The following is an 18,913-nucleotide window of genomic DNA, read 5'->3' as shown; positions in this document are numbered from 1 at the left end:
GGTCACGGTCTTACTTGTTCCACTTCCACTGGGCCGGGTGGAAGTTGGCGAGCGAGTCCTGGTCGAAGCCGGACAGGCCCTTCTTGACGACCGAGATCTGGTAGTCGGGGCTCGGCAGCCAGATCACCGGAAGGTCCTTCGCGACCGCTGCGCTGTAGTCCTGCACGGCGGTGGCGTCGGTCGAGGTGGTGGTCGCGTCGATCAGGGAGTCGACCTGTTCGTTCGAGTAGCTGCCGAAGTTCGCCGAACCGCCGGTCTGGAAGAGCGACTCACCGGTCGGGTAGGCCGGGAAGTACCAGCTGCCCGCGGTGCCGAAGAACGACAGGTCCCAGTCGCAGCTGGCCTCGTCCGAGGTGCAGGTCGGGGTCTGCGACAGCACGCTCGACACCGGTGCGGTCTTGATGGTGAAGTCGATGCCGGTCTTCGCGAGCGAGGACTGGATCGCGCTCATCATGTTGTCGGTCACGGTCGAACCGGACTGCGACAGCACCTGCATCGAGAACTTCGTGCCCTGCTCGACGCCCTCGCCGCACTGGCTGGCGGACGTGCCCGGGTCGGTGCAGACCATCGTGCCGCCCTGCTCCTTCCAACCGTGGCTGGTCAGCAGGTCCTTGGCCTTCGAGGTGCTGAACGGGTACGGGTTCGACTTCTGCACGTCGGAGACGTAGTCGGACTCCTGCGCCTGCGGGATCGGACCGTACGTCGAGGTGGCGGTGCCGTTGAAGACGACCTTCGACAGCGACGTCTGGTCGATCGACATCTGGACGGCCTGACGGGCGTACAGCTGCTTGAAGACGGCGCCCATCGTCGGGTTGTTGAAGTTGTACGGCATGTACGTGATCGCCCAGCCGGTCCACGGCTCGACCTCGTAGCCCTTCCCGGTGAAGGACGACTTCTGGTCCATGTCGGTGGCGTTGATGTAGCCGTAGTCGACCTCGCCCGAACGGACGGCGTTCACCTCGGCGTCGGCGGTGGTGAAGGGCAGCAGGTTCACCGTGGTGATCGACGGCTTCTCACCACCGTCGTACTTCTCGTTCGCGGTCAGGGTGACCTTGCCGGCCGTGGTGAAGGTCTTGACGCCGTAGGGGCCGGAGATGGTCTTCCACAGGTCGTCGGTGGCGTAGTCGGAGATCTTGCCGGCGGCGGTGTTGAGGTACTTCCACACCTGCTTCGCGCCGGCGGTGGTCTCGTCGGCGTCGGTCACCTTCGCGGTCGCGCTGGTCTTGTCCCAGGCGTGCTGGGGCAGCGGGATGATGTGGCTCAGCTGGTTGGCGAGCATCCAGTCCGCGTTGTAGGCCTTGTCGAACGTGATGGTGAAGTGCGTGTCGTCGACGGCCTTGAACGACGTCCAGTTGTCCGGCGCCTTGCCCTTGGAGTACGAGCCCCACTGGTCCTTGTTCGCTTTGATCAGGTTGAACCAGAACCCGACGTCGCGGCTCGTGATCGCCTCGCCGTCCGACCAGTGCCGGTCGCCGAGCGTCATGGTGACGCTCTTGCCGTCGTCGGCGAACTGCGCGTCGGTGGCGACGGAGCCGGCCTTGTTCCACGCGATCTTGCCGGTGGACCCGTCGTACGCGACGAGCGGCTCGTACAGCGACTGGGCGATGGAGCCGTTGTTCGTGTTGAGGTGCGCGGCGGTGCCGATCGGCAGGATCCAGTTCGGCGTGAAGTTGGCGGGGAGCGCGTAGTCGATCTCGTCGGTCGATCCCTGCGAGGCGTTGCCGCCTCCGGAACAGCCGGCGAGCAGCGCGCTCACGGCGATCGCAGCTCCGGTGAGGAGCGCCCAGCGACGGGGCTTGGACATGCGGTGTCTCCTTGTGCGAGGGACTTCGGGGAGGTGGAGCACGGGTGCCGAGCGGCACGAGGACAGTCAAGGACCAAAGCGATTGGAAAAACAAACATCTCGATGTAAAAACTGCGTTACTGCGGAACGGACGAAAGGGTGGACCGCTCGATCCGCCCCGTAGGCTCGCGGCAGAACGGACCACCGACCGGTGTTCCGTTCCCGTTCCGCCCGGATTGGAGAAAGTCGTGGCCGATCTCAGCGCCCGCGTCTTGGAGCTCGTCGCCTCGGGGCAGGCCGCCAGCCGGACCGAGATCGCGAAGGTGCTCGGAGCCGCTCCCTCGACCGTCTCGCACGTCGTCGGCCAGCTCCTGGAGCACGGGATCCTCGCCGAGGAAGGCACCGACGTCTCGACCGGCGGTCGCCCCCGCAAGGTGCTCCGCATCGGCGGCGTCGACGAGTACGCGGTCGCCGCGGACGTCGGTGGCGGGCACGCGCGCATCGGCGTGGTCCTGCCAGGAGGCGCGCTCGAGTCGGTCGCGAACGTCCCGTTCGCGCTCTCCGACGGTCCGACCGCCGGGCTCCAGCGCCTGGCCGCGCTGCTCGAGCGGCTCGCCGACGACCGTGGTCGCGAGGGACTGCGGGGCGTCGGGCTCAGCCTGCCGGGGCCCGTCGACGTCGTCGCCGGCGTCGTGGACCTGCCCAGCCGGATGCCGGGGTGGAACGGGTTCCCCGTGGCCGCGTGGCTGAGCGACCGGTTCGGCCTGCCGGCGATCGTCGACAACGACGCGAACTGCATGGCGGCGGGTGAACAGACGGTGCAGGACCCGGCTCGACGCCAGACCATCACGATCAAGGCCGGGTCGGCGATCGGCGCGGGCATCGTCATCGACGGTCGGCTCTACCGCGGGTCGACGGGGGCCGCCGGGGACATCACCCACGTGCGGATCGACGCCGCCGGGGACACCCCCTGCTCGTGCGGCAACACCGGCTGCCTCGAGACGGTGGCGTCCGGGGCCGCCCTGGTCCGGATCCTGTCGAACGCCGGGGTCGACGTCGCCTCGACCGCCGACGTCGTCCGGCTCGCCTCGGACGCGCATCCCGAGGCCACCCGTGCCGTTCGGATGGCGGGCAGGTACCTGGGCGAGGTGCTCGCCGCCAACGTGAACTTCTTCAACCCGGACGCCGTGTACCTGGGCGGCATCCTGTCGACCCTCGACCCGTTCATCGCCGCCGTGCGGAGCCAGCTCTACGAGAGCTGCCACCCGCTGATGACCCAGCACCTGGCCATCGAGCCGGTGTCGCTCGGCGCCGATGCCGGGCTCGTCGGCGCCGGGCAGTTCGCCCTGCAGCGGGGCCTCGCCGCCTCGCTCGAGGAGCTCTCCGCACCCATCCCCCAGTCCACCACCAGGAACAGGAGCGTCCGTGTCTGAGACCGGCCCCGTCACCCCCGCCGTCCCCGTCGCCCCCGCTGGCGCCCGTCGTCCGGTCATCGCGATCGCCGGCCTGGCCATCGAGACGTCGACGTTCACACCGACCCGGACGCACGCCCCCGCGTTCCACCCGGACCGCGGGGACGAAGCCGTCGCCCGGTACCCGTTCCTGGCGACCATGGCGGACCGGGCGGACTTCCGCGGGGCGCTCATCGGGCACGCGCTGCCCGGCGGGATCGTCGACCGGGCATCGTACGAAACCCTGGCCGACGAGATCGCGGACCGGCTGCGTGCGCTGGGTCCGGTCGACGGGCTCTGGTACGACATCCACGGCGCGATGGTGGTCGAGGGACTCGACGACGCCGAGACGGACCTGCTCGGCCGCATCCGCCAGGTCGTCGGCCCCGACGTCATCGTGTCCGCGTCGATGGACCTGCACGGCAACGTCACGCGCGAGCTCGCCCACCGGGTCGACCTCGTCACCTGCTACCGGATGGCCCCGCACGAGGACACCCTCGAGACGAAGGAGCGTGCCGTCCGGAACCTGGTCGACGTGCTCACCGAACGACCCGTCGGTGCGCAACGCCCCGTGAAGGCCTGGATCCCGATCCCCGTCCTGCTGCCGGGCGAGCAGACCTCGACCCGTCTCGAGCCGGCGAAGTCCCTGTACGCGCAGGTCCCGCTCGTCGAGCAGACCGAGGGCGTGCTCGACGCCGCGATCTGGGTCGGGTACGCGTGGGCCGACCAGCCCCGCGACCAGGCCGTCACCGTCGTCACCGGGTGGGACGAGGCCGCCGTCGCCGCCGGTGCCGAGCGGCTCGCGGCGGCGTTCTGGGACGTCCGCGAGGACTTCGTGTTCGTCGCCCCCACCGGCACGTTCGACGAGTGCCTCGACGCAGCTCTCGCCCCGGGCGCCGCGAAGCCGTACTTCGTCTCGGACTCGGGCGACAACCCCACGGCCGGCGGCTCCGGGGACATGACCTGGGGCCTGACCCAGGTGCTCGCCCGCCCGGAGTTCCAGGACCCGTCGGGCCCGACCGTCATCTACGCGAGCGTGCCCGGACCGGCCGCCGTCGCCGCTGCGGTGGACGCCGGCGTCGGTGCGACGATCACCGTGACCGCCGGCGCCGAGGTCGACGACGTGCACGCGGGCCCGATCACGATGACCGGACGGGTGCACGCGATCAAGCACGGTGACCGCGACGCCGAGACGGAGGTCGTGCTGCAGGTCGGCAGCGTCTTCGCGATCCTGACCAAGCTGCGGAAGCCATACCACCACGAGCACGACTTCACCGACCTCGACCTGGCGCCGCGGCAGGCGGACGTCGTCATCGTGAAGATCGGGTACCTCGAACCGGAGCTGTTCGATATGTCCGCCGACTGGATGCTCGCGCTCACCCCGGGCGGTGTCGACCAGGACCTGCTGCGCCTCGGGCACCACAGGATCGAGCGCCCGATGTTCCCCTACGATCGAGTGTTCCCGACGGCACCGGACCTCCGCGCCCGCATCGTCCCCGCCTCCAACGAACCGCTCGGAGCCCCTGCATGAGCACCACCGCCGCCCTCGAGATCGCCGTCACCTCACCGGCGGGTGCGATCACCGCGCGGGACGGCGGCGCCGACCGCGTCGAACTCTGCGTCGGGCTCGAGCTCGGCGGGCTCACCCCGTCGCAGGCCCTGGTCGAGACGACCCACGAGACCGGGATCCCGGCGCACGCGCTGGTCCGCTGCCGCCCGGGCGGGTTCGTGCACTCCCCCGACGAGGTCGAGCTCATGGTGCGCGAGGTCCGCACGGTCCTGCGCTCCGGGGCCGCCGGCGTCGTGGTCGGTGCCCTGCGCCCCGACCGGACCCTGGACGAGGACGCCCTCCGCCGCTTCGTGGACGCCGCCCGCTCGGTCAGCGCCACCGCCGAGGTCACCCTGCACCGTGCGATCGACCACGCGACCGACCCCGTCGCCGCTGCCGGGTCGCTCGCGGTGCTCGGGTTCACCCGCGTCCTGACCTCGGGGGCCGCCCCCACCGCGGTCGCCGGCGCCGAGACGATCGCACGCATGGTCGAGGCCGCCGGGCCCGTGCAGGTGATGGCCGGCGCCGGGGTCACCCCCGCCGACGTCCGCGCGCTGCTCGCCACCGGTGCCGCCGCCGTGCACCTGTCGGCCAAGCGACCGGCCGCGGACAGCGCGCACGCCGGGGTGCCGATGGGCGCCGGGGACGACGGCTCCGCGCACTTCGTCACCGACGCCGAGGTCGTCGCGGCCGCGCGGCGCGCGCTCGACGCCTGAGTCGTCCCGGACCCGCACCGCGCTCCGGACCCGCACCGCGCTCCGGACCCGCACCGGGTCGGTGGTGCGGCGCGTGGCGGACGCGCACCGCGCCTCCAGGCCAATCCGTGACCACCCGGAGGGACCCGCTCCTACGGTCGACACCACCTGACCGAACGGAGAACCGTGTCCGCTCCCGTGACCGACAGCACCGAACCCGACACCCGTCGCGCCGAGGTCGCGCGGTTCCTCGAGGAGCGCCGCGAGCACCTGGTGCGGCAACTCAGCGAGTGGGTCCGCATCCCGTCCGTCGCATCGCAACCCGAACGGGCGATCGACGTCGACCGGTCCGCGCACTGGCTGGCCGGAGCGATGCGCGAGGTCGGCCTCGAGACCGAGATCCTGCAGGCCGGTCCCGCACCGGCCGTGTACGCCGAACTGCTCGTCGACCCGGCGCTGCCGACTGTGCTCGTCTACAGCCACCACGACGTGCGGCACGCGAAGCCCGAGGAGTGGCACGAGACCTCACCGTGGGAACCCGCGTTCCGCGACGGACGCCTGTACGGGCGAGGGGCGTCCGACGCGAAGGGACAGGTGCTCGCCCACCTGTGGGGGCTGCGCGCGCACCTCGCCACCCGACCCGACGGCACCCCGGCCGTGAACCTCAAGTTCCTCGTCGAAGGAGAAGAGGAGCTCGGCTCCAGCCACTTCGCCGACCTGCTCGACGCCGAGCAGGAGCGGCTGGCGTGCGACGTCGTCGTGTTCTCGGACACCCTGCAGTGGAAGGCCGGCAACCCCGCCGTCGTGACGTCGATGCGTGGCATGACGGGCGCGACCCTCACCGTCACCGGGCCCGCACGCGACGTCCACAGCGGCGCCGTGTCCGGCCCCGCGCCGAACCCGGTGCACGCGCTCGTCACCGTGCTCGCGGCCCTGCACGACGACCAGGGCCGCATCACGATCCCCGGGTTCCTGGACGACGTCGACGCGCTCACGGACGAACGCCGTGCCGAGCTGCAGGCACTCGACTTCGATCCCGACGTCTGGGTCGAGCGCACCGAGACCGGGGCGATCACCGGCGAGGCGGGGTACTCGGTCGAGGAGCGCCTCTGGGCACGACCCTCGATCGAGGTGCTGACCCTGCTGGCAGGCGACCCCACCGGGTTCCCACGAGCCGTGGTCCCGCGCGAGGCCACCGCCGAGATCAGCATCCGGACCGTGCCGGGGCAGCGCGTTCAGGCCGTCGCCGAGCAGCTGCGCCGGTTCGTCCGGGACACGATGCCCGACGGGGTGACCTACGAGCTGACGATCCCCGAGGAGACCGGGCAGGATCCGTACGTGACCCCGTCGGGCCCCGAGCTCGACGCGCTCGTGCGGGCGATGGAACTCGGGCACGGCACCGAGACCGCCGGGCGGATGGGGAACGCCGGGGGCGGTCCGGCGGAACTGCTCGGCCGGGTGTTCGACGCACCCGTCCTGTTCGTCGGGACGGGGTTGCCGGAGGACCACTGGCACTCGAGTGACGAGAGCATCGACCTGCGGACCCTGCTCGACGGCGCGGCGACGATCGCGCACCTGTGGAGCGAGCTCGGTACCGAGGGGAATGGATCGCAGCACTCCGCGGCTTGATGCCCCCATGACATCGTCAGCAGAGCGCCGCGGGTGGCTCAGCGTCACGTCCGTCGCACTCGGGTCGTTCGTGCTCGTCCTGTCCGAGTTCCTGCCCATCGGGCTGCTCCCCGCCATCGCCGACGACCTGGACGTCGGCATCGGCACCGCCGGCCTGATGGTCGTCGCCACCGGACTCGTCGGCGCCGTCGCGGCACCGGTCGTCACCGTCCTGACCTCGCGACTCGTCCGCCGGGTGGTGCTCGTGTCCCTGACCGTGCTGCTCGTGGTCGCCGACGGCCTCGCCGCGATCGCGCCGTCGTTCTGGGTGCTGCTGATCGCACGGATGCTGCTCGGTGTCGGCATCGGGGGCTTCTGGGCCATCGGCGCCGGGATCGCCGGGCGACTCGTCCGGCCGGAGCTGACGATCCGCGCGACCTCGCTCATCACGGCCGGCGTCTCCGTCGCGACCGTCGTGAGCCTGCCGCTCGGCGCCCTGGTGTCGTCGCTCGCCAGCTGGCGCCTCGGCTTCGTGATCGGCGGGGCGCTCGGTCTCGTCGCGCTCGTCCTGCAGCTGGCGATGCTGCCGAAGATCCCCGCGCAGCAGCGGGTGCGGTTCGCCACGCTCGGGTCGCTGCTCCGCGTGCCCCGCGCCCGGGTCGGACTCATCGCCGCGGCCTTCGTCTTCGCGGCCCAGTTCGCCGCGTACACCTACATCGCGCCGTACCTGCAGCAGCTCGTCGGCGTCGGCCCCGACACCGTGACGATCGCGCTGCTGGTGTTCGGCGTCGCGGGCATCGTCGGCAACTTCGCCGCGGGCTTCACGCTCGACCGCAGTGTCCTCGGCACCATCGGGGCGTCGAAGTTCGTGCTCGCGGCGGCCGTCGTGCTGCTGCCGCTGCTCGCCCACTCCGTCGTGGGGGTCTTCGTGCTGCTCGTCGTGTGGGGCCTGGTGTGGGGTGCGCTGCCGCTCGGGATGCAGACGTGGATGTCGACGGCGTCGCCGGCCGGGTCCGAGACCGGGCTCGCGCTGTTCGTCACGACGATCCAGCTCGCGATCGCCGCCGGTTCGGTGCTCGGTGGTGCCGCCGTGTCGTCGTTCGGTCTGGCTGCCGACTTCTGGCTGGCCGGCGGGGTCGCGATCGTCGGTGCCGTCGTGCTCGTCGCGATGGGGCTGCGGAAGTCGAGTGCCGTGCCGTCGGTCGAGCCGGTCGCGGCCGACCATGTTGCCGCCGAGCCGGTCGCGGCCGACCCGACGCCGACCGCTCCCGTGGCCGTCGCCTGCCCCTGACGCCGGTCGGGGACTGGTCGGGGGCGGTCGGGACCGGTCGCAAGACACCGGTGTTCGCGCGTTGAACACGTGCAGACCGCGGTTCAACGGGCGAACACCGGTGTTTTGCGGAATCGGTCAGGTCAGGGCGACGACGCGGTCGGCCGCGACGATCGCGGCGGGGTCGTGGGCCGCGTGCACGACCACGACCCCTGCCGCGGCCTCGTCGGCGAGCGCCGCCACCACGAGCGCCGCCGACTCGGCGTCGACCCCCGCGGTCGGTTCGTCCACCAGCAGCACCCCGGCCCGCTGTGCCAGCCCGAGCGCGACGAGCGCGCGCTGACGCTGCCCGCCCGACAGCTCCTCGATCGGCCGGTCTGCCAGGTCGAGGACCGCCATCCGCTCGAGCTGCGCGTCGACGATCACACGGTCGGTGCGTCCGAGCGGCCGCCACCACGCGCGGTGCCGCCACCGCCCCATCGTCACGGCCGCGCGGACGGTGAGCGGGAGCATGGTCGGCGGCACGGACTGGGTCACGTAGGCGACACCGTCGGACGGGAGGCCCGTCACCCTCCCGGCGGTCGGCCGCACGACGTCCGCGACCACGTCGAGCAGCGTCGACTTGCCCGAGCCGTTCGGTCCGGTGAGCGCGGTGACGACCCCGGCGGGGAACGTCACGTCGAGCGCGTCGAGGACGGTCCGGTCGCCGAGGACGGCCGTCACGCGGTCCAGATGGACGGCGGATCGGGGCTCGGTCGGCTCGGTCGGCTCGGTCGCAGGCACCTGAGCACGCTATCAGTATCGATACTCGTTTTCATGTAGCGTCTCGGACCGTGACCTGGCTGACCGATCCGTTCTCCGTCGACTTCATGGTGCGCGCCCTGGTCGGCGGTTCCCTGGCGGCGGTCCTCTGCGCCGTGGTCGGCACGTGGGTGCTGATCCGGGGCATGGCGTTCCTGGGCGAGGCACTCTCGCACGGCATGCTGCCCGGCGTCGCGATCGCCACCCTGACCGGGATCCCGCCGGTGCTCGGCGCCGCGGTCAGCGCGGGCGTGATGGTGCTCGGCATCGGGGCACTGCGACGTCGTGCCCGGCTGTCGTACGACACCTCGATCGGCCTGCTCTTCGTCGGGATGCTCGCGCTCGGCGTGATCATCGTGTCGTCCTCGCGGTCGTTCGCCACCGACGTCACCGCCATCCTGTTCGGCGACGTCCTCGCCGTGACCCGGGCCGACGTCGGCGGCCTCGCGATCGCCGCAGCCGTGGCCCTGGCCGTCGCCGTGGCGTTCCACCGACCCTTCACCGCGCTGGCGTTCGACACCCGCAAGGCCACGACGCTCGGACTGCACCCACGCCTGGCCGAGGTCGTGATCATCGGGCTCGTCACCCTGGCGGTCGTCGCCTCGTACCGGGCCGTCGGCACCCTGCTCGTCGTGGGCCTGCTGCTCGCGCCAGCCGCCGCCGCCCGCGCCTGGACCCGGCACGTGGCCTCGACGATGGTCCTCGGCGCCGGCATCGGTGCCGCCGCCGTGCTCGTCGGCCTGCTCGTCTCCTGGCACGCCGGCACGGCCGCCGGCGCGAGCATCGCCGCGGTCGCCGTCGGCGGCGTCGTGGTCTCGCGCGCCCTGGCCGCCGTCCTCCGGCGGCACATCCCGATCCCCACACCGGCGCGCGCGGCCGCGCCGGCAGCACCACGATCCGCCGCACCGTCTCGAGAGGGAGCATGAAGCACTCGACCACCAGCCGCGTCCCCGCGCGCCTCCTGTCCACCATCGGCCTCGCCACCGGCCTGGCCCTCACCGTCACAGCCTGTTCCACGGGCACCCCGTCGGCCGACAGCTCGACCGGCACCGCCCGTCCCCACGGCTACGTGGCGGGCGCGAGCGAGTCCCAGGAACCCCAGGTGCGCCTGCTGGCCGTGTCGGCGACCGGCGCGACCGCGCTGCACGACCTGCTCACCGAGGAGACCACCGAACTCGAGGACGTGGACGCACCGGAGCACTCGGCGACCGACGGCCGGTTCCTCGTGACGAGCGACGCCGACCGCACCACGATCGTCGACGGCGGGTCCTGGACGGTCGACCACGGCGACCACACGCACTACTACGCCGCGGAACCCCGCACCGTCGGCACGATCGACGGCGGCGGTCGGGTCGAGGTGCACTCGTCCGAGACCATGACGACGATCACCTGGCCGGACCGGGCCGAGGCCGTCGCGCTCGACCGCCAGGCACTGGGACAGGGCGAGGTCGACGAGACCGCACGGATCGACGCGAGCGTCCTGCTGCCGATGGGCGAGCAGCTCGTGGCGGCCGACGGCGACACGGTCCGCGTGCTCGACCCGGACGGCGACGCGACCGACGCCGCCGACACCGCGCAGACCTGCACCGACCCCGCCGGCGGGATCGTCACCCGCGCCGGTGCCGTCGTGGGCTGCGCCGACGGAGCGGTCGTGGTGGACGACGCCGGCGAGACCGCGTTCGTCGACCTGCCCGACGGCGCCGAGCGCCCGCCGGCCTTCGACGCACGCGCCGGCCGGCCCACCGTCGCCGGCCTGGCGGACACCACCGGGTTCTGGTTGCTCGACGTGCGACAGGGCTCCTGGCGCCTCGTGCCGACCGATCGGCCCCTGCGCACCGTGGTCGCGGTGGACGACGAGGACGAGCACGTGGTCGGGGTCGACGACTCCGGGCGGGTGGTCGTCGTGACCGCCTCGACGGGGAAGGTCGCCACGACCGAGCCGCTGTTCGAGGCCGGCCCCGACGACCCCGCACCGCTGCTGCAGCTCGACGCCCAGCGTGCCTACCTGGCCGACCCCGCGGACGGCACCGTGCACGAGATCGACTTCGCCGACGGCGCCCGGGTCGCCCGCACGATCGAGCTCCCCGTCGCGCCCGTCGCCTTCGCCGAGGTCGGGCTGTGACGGGCACCAGGGCCACCAGGGCCACCAGGGCCACCAGAGCCGCACGGCGCACCCTGACCGCGGGCCTCGTCGCCGCGGTCGTCGCCCTCGTCGCCACCGGGTGCACCACCGCAGGCTCCGACCGCCCCCTCGTCGCGGTGACCACGAACATCCTCGGTGACGTCGTCAGCGAAGTCGTCGGGGACCAGGCCGATGTCATGGTCCTCATGCCCCCGGGCGCCGACCCCCACTCGTTCGAGGTCTCCGCGCAGGAAGCCGCACGACTGCGGAGCGCCGACCTGGTGGTCGAGAACGGGCTCGGGCTCGAAGAAGGGGTCGCCCGCCACGTCGCGGCGGCGGCCGAGGACGGCGTGCCGGTCTCCACCGCCGGAGACGCGTTCGACCCGCTGGAGTGGACCACCGAGGACGACAGCGGGCCCGACCCGCACTTCTGGACCGACCCCGCCCGGATGGTCGACGTGGTCGAGGCCCTTGACCAGGACCTGCGCGACGCCGGGATCGAGCCGACCGGCACCGACGCCTACCTGGACGAGCTCCGCGACCTGGACGACACGATGACGACCGCGTTCCGTGCTGTGCCCGAGGAACGCCGGGCGCTCGTCACGAACCACCACGTGTTCGGCTACCTGGCCGACCACTACGGGTTCCGGGTCGTCGGGGCGGTGATCCCGAGTGGGACCACCCTGGCCTCCCCGAGCGCCGCCGACCTGCGCGACCTGGCCGCCGCGATCGACGGGGCGGGAGTCCGGACGATCTTCGCCGACGCCTCGCAGCCCGCGCGACTGGCCGAGGTGCTGGCGGAGGAGGTCGACCTGCACGTCGAGATCCGACCCCTGGCGACGGAGTCCCTCACCGAGGACGGCGACGCCGCCACCTACCTCGGGATGATGCGCTCGAACACCGAGGCCATCGTCGACGGCCTGTCGATTGGTAATTGAGAATGAGAATCAATACAGTGAGCGACATGACGAACACGAAGACGCTCCGGGTCGTGTGGCCCGCCGCCCTGCTCGGCGCCGCCGCCCTGGCCCTGACCGGGTGCGCGACGAACACCGCCGACGCCGGGTCCGAAGACACTGCGACCCCGAAGGCCGACGGGACCCGCATCACCCTGACCTACGACGGTGGCCTCCTCGTCCTCGACCAGGACCTGCAGGTCGTGGCCGACGACGCGATCGACGGCTTCACCCGGGTCAACCCGGCCGGTGACGGACGCCACGTGCTCGTCACGGTGCCCGAGGGCTTCCGGGTCCTCGACACGCAGGCCGAGCCGGCCCTGACCGACGCGGTGTTCCCCGCCGACACCGGCGGCCACGCGGTCGTCCACGGCGACACCACCGCACTGTTCGCCGACGGCACGGGGGACGTGACGACGTTCGACCACACCGAGCTCGACGGCGCCGAGCTGCCCGAGGTGGAGACGACGAAGTCCGAGGCGGCCCACCACGGCGTCGCGATCGAGCTCGAGGACGGCACGCTCCTGACGACCATCGGCACCGAGGAGAGCCGGTCCGGCGTGCGCGCCCTGGACGCCGACGGCGAGGAGATCGCCCGGTCCGAGGAGTGCCCCGACGTGCACGGCGAAGGTGCGGTCACGGGTGAGGTCGCGGTGTTCGGCTGCACCGACGGCGCCCTGGTCTACGACGACGGCGCGTTCGAGAAGATCGACGCCCCGACCGAGTACGGCCGCACCGGCAACCTGTTCACCACCGAGGACTCGTCCGTCGCGGTCGGCGACTACAACGACGACCCCGACAGCGAGGGCTACCTGCTCGACCAGATCGCCCTGATCGACGCGGCCTCGGGCGAGTACACCGTCGCCGACATGCCCGACGGCGTCGGCTTCACCTTCCGCGACCTGGCCCGCGGCCCCGGCGACGAGGCCGTCGTGCTCGGCTCCGACGGCGCGCTGCACACCTTCGACGAGACCACCGGCGAGCAGCTGGAGTCGTACCCGGTGATCGACGCGTGGGAGGGCCCGGCCGAGTGGCAGGACGCCCACCCGGCCCTGAAGGTCGAGGGCGACGTCGCCTACGTCACCGACACCGCCGAGCAGAAGGTCCACGCGGTCGACCTGACCACCGGCGAGGTCATCGCCTCGAGCGACGAACTGCCGGGCGTGCCCAACGAGATCGCGGTCGCGTAGGGCTGGAACCGACCCGAGACGCGACAGGAGGCCCGTGGCGATCCCGCCACGGGCCTCCTGTCCGCTTTCAGCGCGTGGACCGCGCGACGTCAGCCGCCGTGCGTCAGCCCTTGACCGGGATCGACTGCGCCTTGAGCGCCGCGATGGTCTTGGACTGGCCCGACTCGAGCGCCTCGGCCAACGTGCCCGAGCCGGACGCCGCCTGCCCGAAGCCGTCGGACACGTCCGAGTAGGTCTGCGTCATCGTCGGGCCCCAGGTGAAGGGCTGGATGTCCTTCGCCGCGGTGGTGAACTCCTCGTAGATCTTCTGGCCGCCGTAGAAGTCGAGCCCCTCGGTCAGGGCCGGCAGGTCGGCGCCGGTGGTCGAGGCCGGGTACAGGTTGGCCTCCTTGTTCAGTGCGGAGAGCGCCTCGGTCGAGGTGTTCAGCCAGACCAGGAACTTCGACGCCTCGGCCGGGTGCTCGCTACCCGCGAAGACGACGTTCGACGAACCGCCCCAGGCGGCCGACTTGGTCTCGCCGGACTCCCACTGCGGCATCGGCGCGACGGCCCACTTGCCCGAGGTCGACGGCGCACCGCTCGAGATGGTGTTCGCACCCCAGACCGCGGAGACCCAGGTCCAGTCCTTGCCGCTGTCGTAGGCGCTGTTCCACTGGTCGGTGAAGCTCGGCAGGGTGTTGACGAGCTTCTTGTCGATCAGGTCCTGCCAGTAGTCGGCGACCTTCTTCGACGCGTCGTCGTTCAGGTTGACCTTCCAGTCCTGGCCCGAGTTCTCGAACCACTGGCCACCGGCCTGCGAGACGAGCCCCGCGAACTGGTTGACGTCGCCCTTGGCGAAGTTGGTGATGTTGCCGCCGAGCGCCTTGATCTTGACGGCGTCCTCGGCGTACTCCTCCCACGTCTTCGGGGCGTCGAGACCGGCCTTCTCGAACAGGTCCTTGCGGTAGTACAGCGCCATCGGACCGGAGTCCTGCGGCACCGCGTAGACCGACTTCGACTCGCCGAAGGTCACCTGGTTCCACAGGCCGTCGGAGAAGTCCTTCTTCGCGTCGCTGATGCCGGCGCACGCGCCGATGTCCTCGAGGCCGCCCTGCACGCGGAACGCCGGCAGGGTGTCGTACTCGACCTGGCCGATGTCCGGCGCCTGCTTGGCCTTCAGCTGGTTGAAGAAGTTCTGGTAGGTGCCGCTGTTGCCGTTCGCGACGATCGAGACCTTGACCTGGATGTCCGGGTTGGCCTTGTTCCAGATCGCGACGACCTTGTCCATGTTCGGCACCCAGGTCGTGAAGTCGAGGGTGACCTTGCCGTCCGAGGGCTTGCAGCTGGCGGCCGCGGTGTCGGATCCGCCGCCGCTGCTGCTGCCGCCGGTGCTGCAGCCGGCGAGGGCCACGGTGGCGGCCACGGCGATCGCGGCGACGCTGAGGAACTTCGTTGTCTTCATGCTGTGTCCGTTCGGATGTGGTGTGGGGAGAACTGGTGCGGGAAGGGGTGCGGGTCGAGGGGCTACTTCAGGCCGCCGGAGCCGAGGCCGGAGCGCCAGAAGCGCTGCAGGCTCAGGAAGGCGATGAGCAGCGGGATGATCGAGACGAACGACCCGATGAGCACGAGGGTGCGCAGGTCCGGGTACTGGTTCACGCTCGAGTTCCACGTGTAGAGGCCGAGGGTGACGGGGAACAGCGACGAGTCGCGGAGCATCACGAGCGGCAGGAAGAAGTTGTTCCAGACGGCGACGAACTGGAACAGGAAGATCGTCACGAGCGCGGGCGACATGAGCCGCACCGCCACGGTGAAGAACGTCCGGACCTCGCCGGAGCCGTCGATGCGAGCGGCCTCGATGATCTCGTCCGGCACGCTCGACGCCGCGAACAACCGCGACAGGTAGACGCCGAACGGGCTGACGATGCTCGGCAGGAACACCGACCAGAACGTGTCGGTCAGGTCGACCTGGCTGAAGATGAGGAACAGCGGCAGGGCCAGGGCGGTCGCCGGCACGAGCACGCCGCCGAGGAACACGTTGAACAGCACCTCGCGGCCGCGGAACCGGTACTTGGCCAGGGCGTACCCGCACATCGCGGAGAGCACGGTGCCGAGCAGGCCGGCGACCCCGGCGTAGGCGATGCTGTTCAGCAGCCAGCGCAGGTAGATGCCGTCCTGCCGCGTGAACAGCTCGACGAGGTTGCCGGAGAAGTCCTGCACCGAGGTGGCGCTGAACCACAGCGAGAACGTCGAGTTGAAGTTCGCGGCGGTCTTGGTGGACGAGACCAGCAGCCAGAAGATCGGCAGCAGGAAGTAGAGGGTGAAGACCCCCATCACGATCATCGCGGCGCTGCGCGAGATGACGCTCTCACGGGGACCGCGCGCTCCGCGCTGGTTCGGACGGGAGGCCCGGTTCGGCTCGAGCGGTCGGCCGACGTCGCGGACGAGGTCACCTGGTGACGGGGCGTTGACGGTCATTCGGCGGCCTTCCGCTGGGTCAGTCGGAGGAACCCGATCGACAGGACGAACGTGGCGACGGCGAGGACGACCGAGAACGCCGCGGCGAGGTTGAAGTTCGGCACCGAGGACGTCGAGTAGACGAGCATGTTCGGCGTGAAGGTCGACGAGATGGTCGAGGTGAACTGGCGGAACACGGTCGGCTCGGTCAGCAGCTGCAGCGTGCCGATGACGGAGAACACCGCGGTGAGGACGATGGCCGGCACCACGAGCGGGATCTTGATCGACAGGGCGATCCGGAGCTGGGACGCACCGTCGAGCTTCGCCGCCTCGTACACCTCGGCGGGGATCGCGAGGAGCGACGAGTAGATGATGAGCATGTTGTAGCCGACGTAGACCCAGGTCACGACGTTGGCGACGGCCCACAGCACGGTGCTGCCGCCCAGCAGGTCGACCCGCGAGGTCACCGCGGAGAACGGCGACAGGTCGGGGGCGTAGAGGTAGCCCCACATGATCGCGGCGATGACGCCGGGCACCGCGTACGGCGCGAAGAACGCCAGGCGGAAGAACCGCTTGCCGCGCAGCAGCGGGGAGTCGAGCAGCAGGGCGAACAGGAGCGCGAGCCCGAGCATCACCGGCACCTGCACGGCACCGAACAGCAGCACGCGGAGCACGGAGCTCCAGAACTCGCCGTCCTGGAACACCAGGGCGTACTGGCTCAGACCGCCGAAGACCTGCGTCGGGGCGCCGAACGTGCCCTGCCGCTCGATCTTCTGCAGCGACTCCCACACGGCGTAGAGGATGGGGACCAGGTAGAACGCCGTGAACAGGACGGCGAACGGCAGGACGAAGATCGCGATCGCGCGGCGGTAGCGGAACCCGCCGCCCCGGCGTCGTCGGGTCGCGCTGGGCGACTGTGCGGTGGTGGTCATGAGCGGTTCCTGTCGGTGCGGATGATCTGGGTCCCGCCGGGGGCGATGGCGGTGGTCCCGGTGACGGGTCGGTCGGCGACGAGCTCGTGGCCGACCTCGTGGTGCTCGACGGTGCGGTCGGAGTGGTTCAGCAGGAAGACCCACTCGTGGGTGTCGTCCCGGCGACGGACGACCTCGAGTCCGGGGCGGACGGCGGGGTCGGCGCGCACCCCGGCCTCGTCGAGGACGCGGTGGACGAAGCCGCCCAGCGCACCGGCGTCGAGCACCGTGGACGTGTACCAGGCGGTCCCGGCGCCGTGCTCGTTGCGGGTGACGGCCGGGCGGCCGGCGAGCGAGCCCTCGGCGTAGTCGACGACGCTCGTCGCACCGCGCAGCTCGACCGGCTCCGACCAGACGCTGCCGGTCGTGCCGTCGGACAGCGCGATCGTGGCGTCGGCGGCGAGCGGGAGGAACTCGTCCACCCGCACGCCGAGCAGGTCGCGGAAGGCGCCCGGGTAGCCGCCGGTGCGGACCCGGTCGCGCTCGTCGACGATGCCGCTGAAGCAGCTGACGATCGCGTGCCCGCCGCCGGCGACGTGGTCGGCGATGACGGCCGCGTGCTCGTCGCGGACCAGGTACAGCTCGGGGACGACGACGAGCGCGTACCCGTCGAGCGGTGCCCCGGGGGCGACGACGTCGACGGTCACGCCGAGGTCCCAGAGCGCGGCGTGGAACGCGTGGACCTGCTCCAGGTAGCGGAGCGCGGTGCTGGGGTGGGCCTCGAGGTCGGCCGCCCACTGGTTCTCCCAGCTGAACACGAGCGCGACGTCGGCGACCACACGCGACCCACGCAGCTCACCGAGCCGCTCGACCAGGGCGCCGAGCGCGACCACGTCGTGCCAGGTGCGCGACTCGGTGCCGGCGTGCGGCAGCAGCGCGGAGTGGAACTTCTCGCTGCCCTGCACGGATGCGCGCCACTGGAAGAAGCAGACCCCGTCGGCCCCGCGGGCGATGTGCGCCGCGGTGTTCCGGAGCATCTCGCCCGGGGCCTTCGCGACGTTGTGCGGCTGCCAGTTGACGGCGCCGGTCGAGTGCTCCATGAGCAGCCAGGGGGCGCCGCCGGCCAGGCCACGGGTGGTGTCGGCGGCGAAGGCGAGCTCGACGTGCGGCCGGGGCAGGCGGTGGTCCAGGTAGTGGTCGTTCGCGATGACGTCCATGTCGTCGGCCCACGACCAGTAGTCGAGCGCCGTGATGTGCGCGGCCACCATGAAGTTCGTCGTGACGGGCTTGTCGCTCAGCTCGCGCAGGACGGTGGCCTCGGCGCGGTGGTGACCGAGGAGCTCGTCGGACGAGAACCGGTCGAAGTCGATGGTCTGCGCGGGGTTCGTGAACGACAGCGTCGCGCGGGGCGGCAGCACCTGCTCCCACGCGGAGTAGCGCTGGCTCCAGAACGAGGTGCCCCAGGCGGCGTTGAGTGCGTCGACCGTGCCGTACCGGGCCTGCAACCAGCCGCGGAAGGCCTGGGCGGAGACGTCGCAGTAGCAGTGCGCGTTGTGGCAGCCGAGCTCGTTCGACACGTGCCAGAGCCGCACGGCGGGGTGGTCGCCGTAGCGCTCGGCGGTCGCGCGGACCAGGGCGAGGGCGTGCTCGCGGTAGACCGGGGAACTCGGGCAGAACGCCTGGCGGCCACCGGGCCAGCGGGTGGTGCCGTCGGCGACGACGGGCAGGACCTCGGGGTACCGGGTGGTGAGCCACGGCGGCGTCGAGGCGGTGCCGGTGCCCAGGTCGACACCGATGCCCGCGCCGTGCAGCAGCTCGATGACGGTGTCGAGCGCGGCGAAGTCGTACTCGCCCTGCCGGGGCTCGACGTGCGACCAGCCGAAGACGTTGATCGCGACGAGGTTCACGCCGGCCGCACGCATGAGCCGGACGTCCTCGACCCACACCGCGGGGTCCCACTGCTCGGGGTTGTAGTCGCACCCGAACGCGAGGCCCGTCGAGCCGAGGCCGAGCGCGCCGGTGGCGGTCGTCGGCAGGGTGGTGGTCGTCACGGGGATCCTCGCTGATCGGGGCGACCCCGGCCGCCTCGGTCGCGTGCGACCCCTTCGACGGCGAAGGCCACCCAGTGTTCTGGGAGCGCTCCC

General features: G+C 71.5%; 15 protein-coding genes. 9 read left to right on the top strand and 6 right to left on the bottom strand.

Annotated features, from left to right (window positions below; all coding sequences use genetic code 11):
* Window positions 1-10 precede the first annotated feature (10 nt).
* Window positions 11-1,804: a peptide ABC transporter substrate-binding protein gene (locus DEI85_RS01050; RefSeq protein ID WP_110858555.1), complete on the bottom strand. Its 1,794-nt coding sequence runs from the start codon at window positions 1,802-1,804 to the stop codon at window positions 11-13.
* Window positions 1,805-2,031: 227 nt separating this feature from the next.
* On the opposite strand from DEI85_RS01050, the gene DEI85_RS01045 reads away from it, so the two are divergent.
* From DEI85_RS01045 to DEI85_RS01025, 5 genes are all read left to right on the top strand, one after another.
* Window positions 2,032-3,216, top strand: a complete 1,185-nt coding sequence (locus DEI85_RS01045) for an ROK family protein (protein ID WP_027467220.1) — start codon at window positions 2,032-2,034, stop codon at window positions 3,214-3,216.
* The gene (locus DEI85_RS01040; protein WP_284183449.1) at window positions 3,209-4,765 is read left to right on the top strand and encodes a M81 family metallopeptidase; all 1,557 of its coding nucleotides are present in this window, start codon (window positions 3,209-3,211) and stop codon (window positions 4,763-4,765) included. The genes DEI85_RS01045 and DEI85_RS01040 overlap by 8 nt, the downstream gene beginning before the upstream one ends.
* Window positions 4,762-5,499, top strand: a complete 738-nt coding sequence (locus DEI85_RS01035; RefSeq protein WP_111124099.1) for a copper homeostasis protein CutC — start codon at window positions 4,762-4,764, stop codon at window positions 5,497-5,499. The genes DEI85_RS01040 and DEI85_RS01035 overlap by 4 nt, the downstream gene beginning before the upstream one ends.
* Before the next feature lie 177 nt (window positions 5,500-5,676).
* Window positions 5,677-7,107: a M20/M25/M40 family metallo-hydrolase gene (locus DEI85_RS01030; protein WP_111124098.1), complete on the top strand. Its 1,431-nt coding sequence runs from the start codon at window positions 5,677-5,679 to the stop codon at window positions 7,105-7,107.
* A gap of 7 nt (window positions 7,108-7,114) precedes the next feature.
* Window positions 7,115-8,377, top strand: a complete 1,263-nt coding sequence (locus DEI85_RS01025) for an MFS transporter (protein ID WP_111124097.1) — start codon at window positions 7,115-7,117, stop codon at window positions 8,375-8,377.
* A gap of 117 nt (window positions 8,378-8,494) precedes the next feature.
* Here DEI85_RS01025 and DEI85_RS01020 read toward each other — a convergent pair whose 3' ends face one another.
* Window positions 8,495-9,139: an ATP-binding cassette domain-containing protein gene (locus DEI85_RS01020; protein WP_258376389.1), complete on the bottom strand. Its 645-nt coding sequence runs from the start codon at window positions 9,137-9,139 to the stop codon at window positions 8,495-8,497.
* A gap of 50 nt (window positions 9,140-9,189) precedes the next feature.
* Here DEI85_RS01020 and aztB point away from each other — a divergent pair, with 50 nt between their 5' ends.
* Genes aztB through DEI85_RS01000 form a run of 4 tightly spaced genes read left to right on the top strand, consistent with a single transcriptional unit; the run spans window position 9,190 to window position 13,425 of the window.
* Window positions 9,190-10,083, top strand: a complete 894-nt coding sequence (gene aztB / locus DEI85_RS01015; protein ID WP_111124096.1) for a zinc ABC transporter permease AztB — start codon at window positions 9,190-9,192, stop codon at window positions 10,081-10,083.
* Complete coding sequence (locus DEI85_RS01010; protein ID WP_111124095.1) at window positions 10,080-11,279, top strand: YncE family protein; 1,200 nt, start codon at window positions 10,080-10,082, stop codon at window positions 11,277-11,279. The genes aztB and DEI85_RS01010 overlap by 4 nt, the downstream gene beginning before the upstream one ends.
* A complete protein-coding gene (locus DEI85_RS01005; protein WP_502868682.1) occupies window positions 11,276-12,217 on the top strand; it encodes a metal ABC transporter solute-binding protein, Zn/Mn family in 942 nt (313 codons plus the stop codon). The genes DEI85_RS01010 and DEI85_RS01005 overlap by 4 nt, the downstream gene beginning before the upstream one ends.
* A 26-nt stretch (window positions 12,218-12,243) precedes the next feature.
* On the top strand, window positions 12,244-13,425 hold the full coding sequence (locus DEI85_RS01000; protein ID WP_110858919.1) for a hypothetical protein: 1,182 nt from the start codon (window positions 12,244-12,246) through the stop codon (window positions 13,423-13,425).
* A 103-nt stretch (window positions 13,426-13,528) separates the two neighbouring features.
* Here the strand turns inward: DEI85_RS01000 and DEI85_RS00995 are convergent, their stop codons facing one another.
* The 4 genes from DEI85_RS00995 to DEI85_RS00980 all read right to left on the bottom strand — a co-directional run bounded on the left by DEI85_RS00995 (window position 13,529) and on the right by DEI85_RS00980 (window position 18,820).
* Window positions 13,529-14,866 (bottom strand): ABC transporter substrate-binding protein, encoded by a 1,338-nt coding sequence (locus DEI85_RS00995; protein ID WP_111124094.1) that lies wholly within the window; start codon window positions 14,864-14,866, stop codon window positions 13,529-13,531.
* A gap of 62 nt (window positions 14,867-14,928) precedes the next feature.
* Window positions 14,929-15,879 (bottom strand): carbohydrate ABC transporter permease, encoded by a 951-nt coding sequence (locus tag DEI85_RS00990; RefSeq protein ID WP_258376388.1) that lies wholly within the window; start codon window positions 15,877-15,879, stop codon window positions 14,929-14,931.
* Entirely contained in the window at window positions 15,876-16,790 is a 915-nt protein-coding gene (locus tag DEI85_RS00985; protein ID WP_111124093.1) for a carbohydrate ABC transporter permease, read from the bottom strand. Before DEI85_RS00985 ends, DEI85_RS00990 begins: the two co-directional genes overlap by 4 nt.
* Window positions 16,787-18,820 carry a beta-galactosidase gene (locus DEI85_RS00980; protein WP_111124092.1) on the bottom strand — a complete coding sequence of 678 codons (2,034 nt, stop codon included), beginning with the start codon at window positions 18,818-18,820 and terminating at the stop codon, window positions 16,787-16,789. The genes DEI85_RS00985 and DEI85_RS00980 overlap by 4 nt, the downstream gene beginning before the upstream one ends.
* Window positions 18,821-18,913: the final 93 nt, after the last annotated feature.

It is taken from the genome of Curtobacterium sp. MCBD17_026 (genome assembly GCF_003234895.2).
In the GTDB taxonomy this organism is placed as follows: Bacteria; Actinomycetota; Actinomycetes; order Actinomycetales; family Microbacteriaceae; genus Curtobacterium; species Curtobacterium flaccumfaciens.
The sequence above is the reverse complement of the archived record's forward strand: the minus strand, read 5'-3'. Positions and strand labels throughout refer to the sequence as shown.

Bases quoted from the DNA above. Each gene is read 5' to 3' on its own strand.
- DEI85_RS01050 (WP_110858555.1), bottom strand. From the start codon at position 1,804: ATGTCCAAGCCCCGTCGCTGGGCGCTCCTCACCGGAGCTGCGATCGCC.
- DEI85_RS01035 (WP_111124099.1), top strand. From the start codon at position 4,762: ATGAGCACCACCGCCGCCCTCGAGATCGCCGTCACCTCACCGGCGGGT.
- DEI85_RS01025 (WP_111124097.1), top strand. From the start codon at position 7,115: ATGACATCGTCAGCAGAGCGCCGCGGGTGGCTCAGCGTCACGTCCGTC.
- DEI85_RS01010 (WP_111124095.1), top strand. From the start codon at position 10,080: ATGAAGCACTCGACCACCAGCCGCGTCCCCGCGCGCCTCCTGTCCACC.
- DEI85_RS01000 (WP_110858919.1), top strand. From the start codon at position 12,244: ATGACGAACACGAAGACGCTCCGGGTCGTGTGGCCCGCCGCCCTGCTC.
- DEI85_RS00995 (WP_111124094.1), bottom strand. From the start codon at position 14,866: ATGAAGACAACGAAGTTCCTCAGCGTCGCCGCGATCGCCGTGGCCGCC.
- DEI85_RS00990 (WP_258376388.1), bottom strand. From the start codon at position 15,879: ATGACCGTCAACGCCCCGTCACCAGGTGACCTCGTCCGCGACGTCGGC.
- DEI85_RS00985 (WP_111124093.1), bottom strand. From the start codon at position 16,790: ATGACCACCACCGCACAGTCGCCCAGCGCGACCCGACGACGCCGGGGC.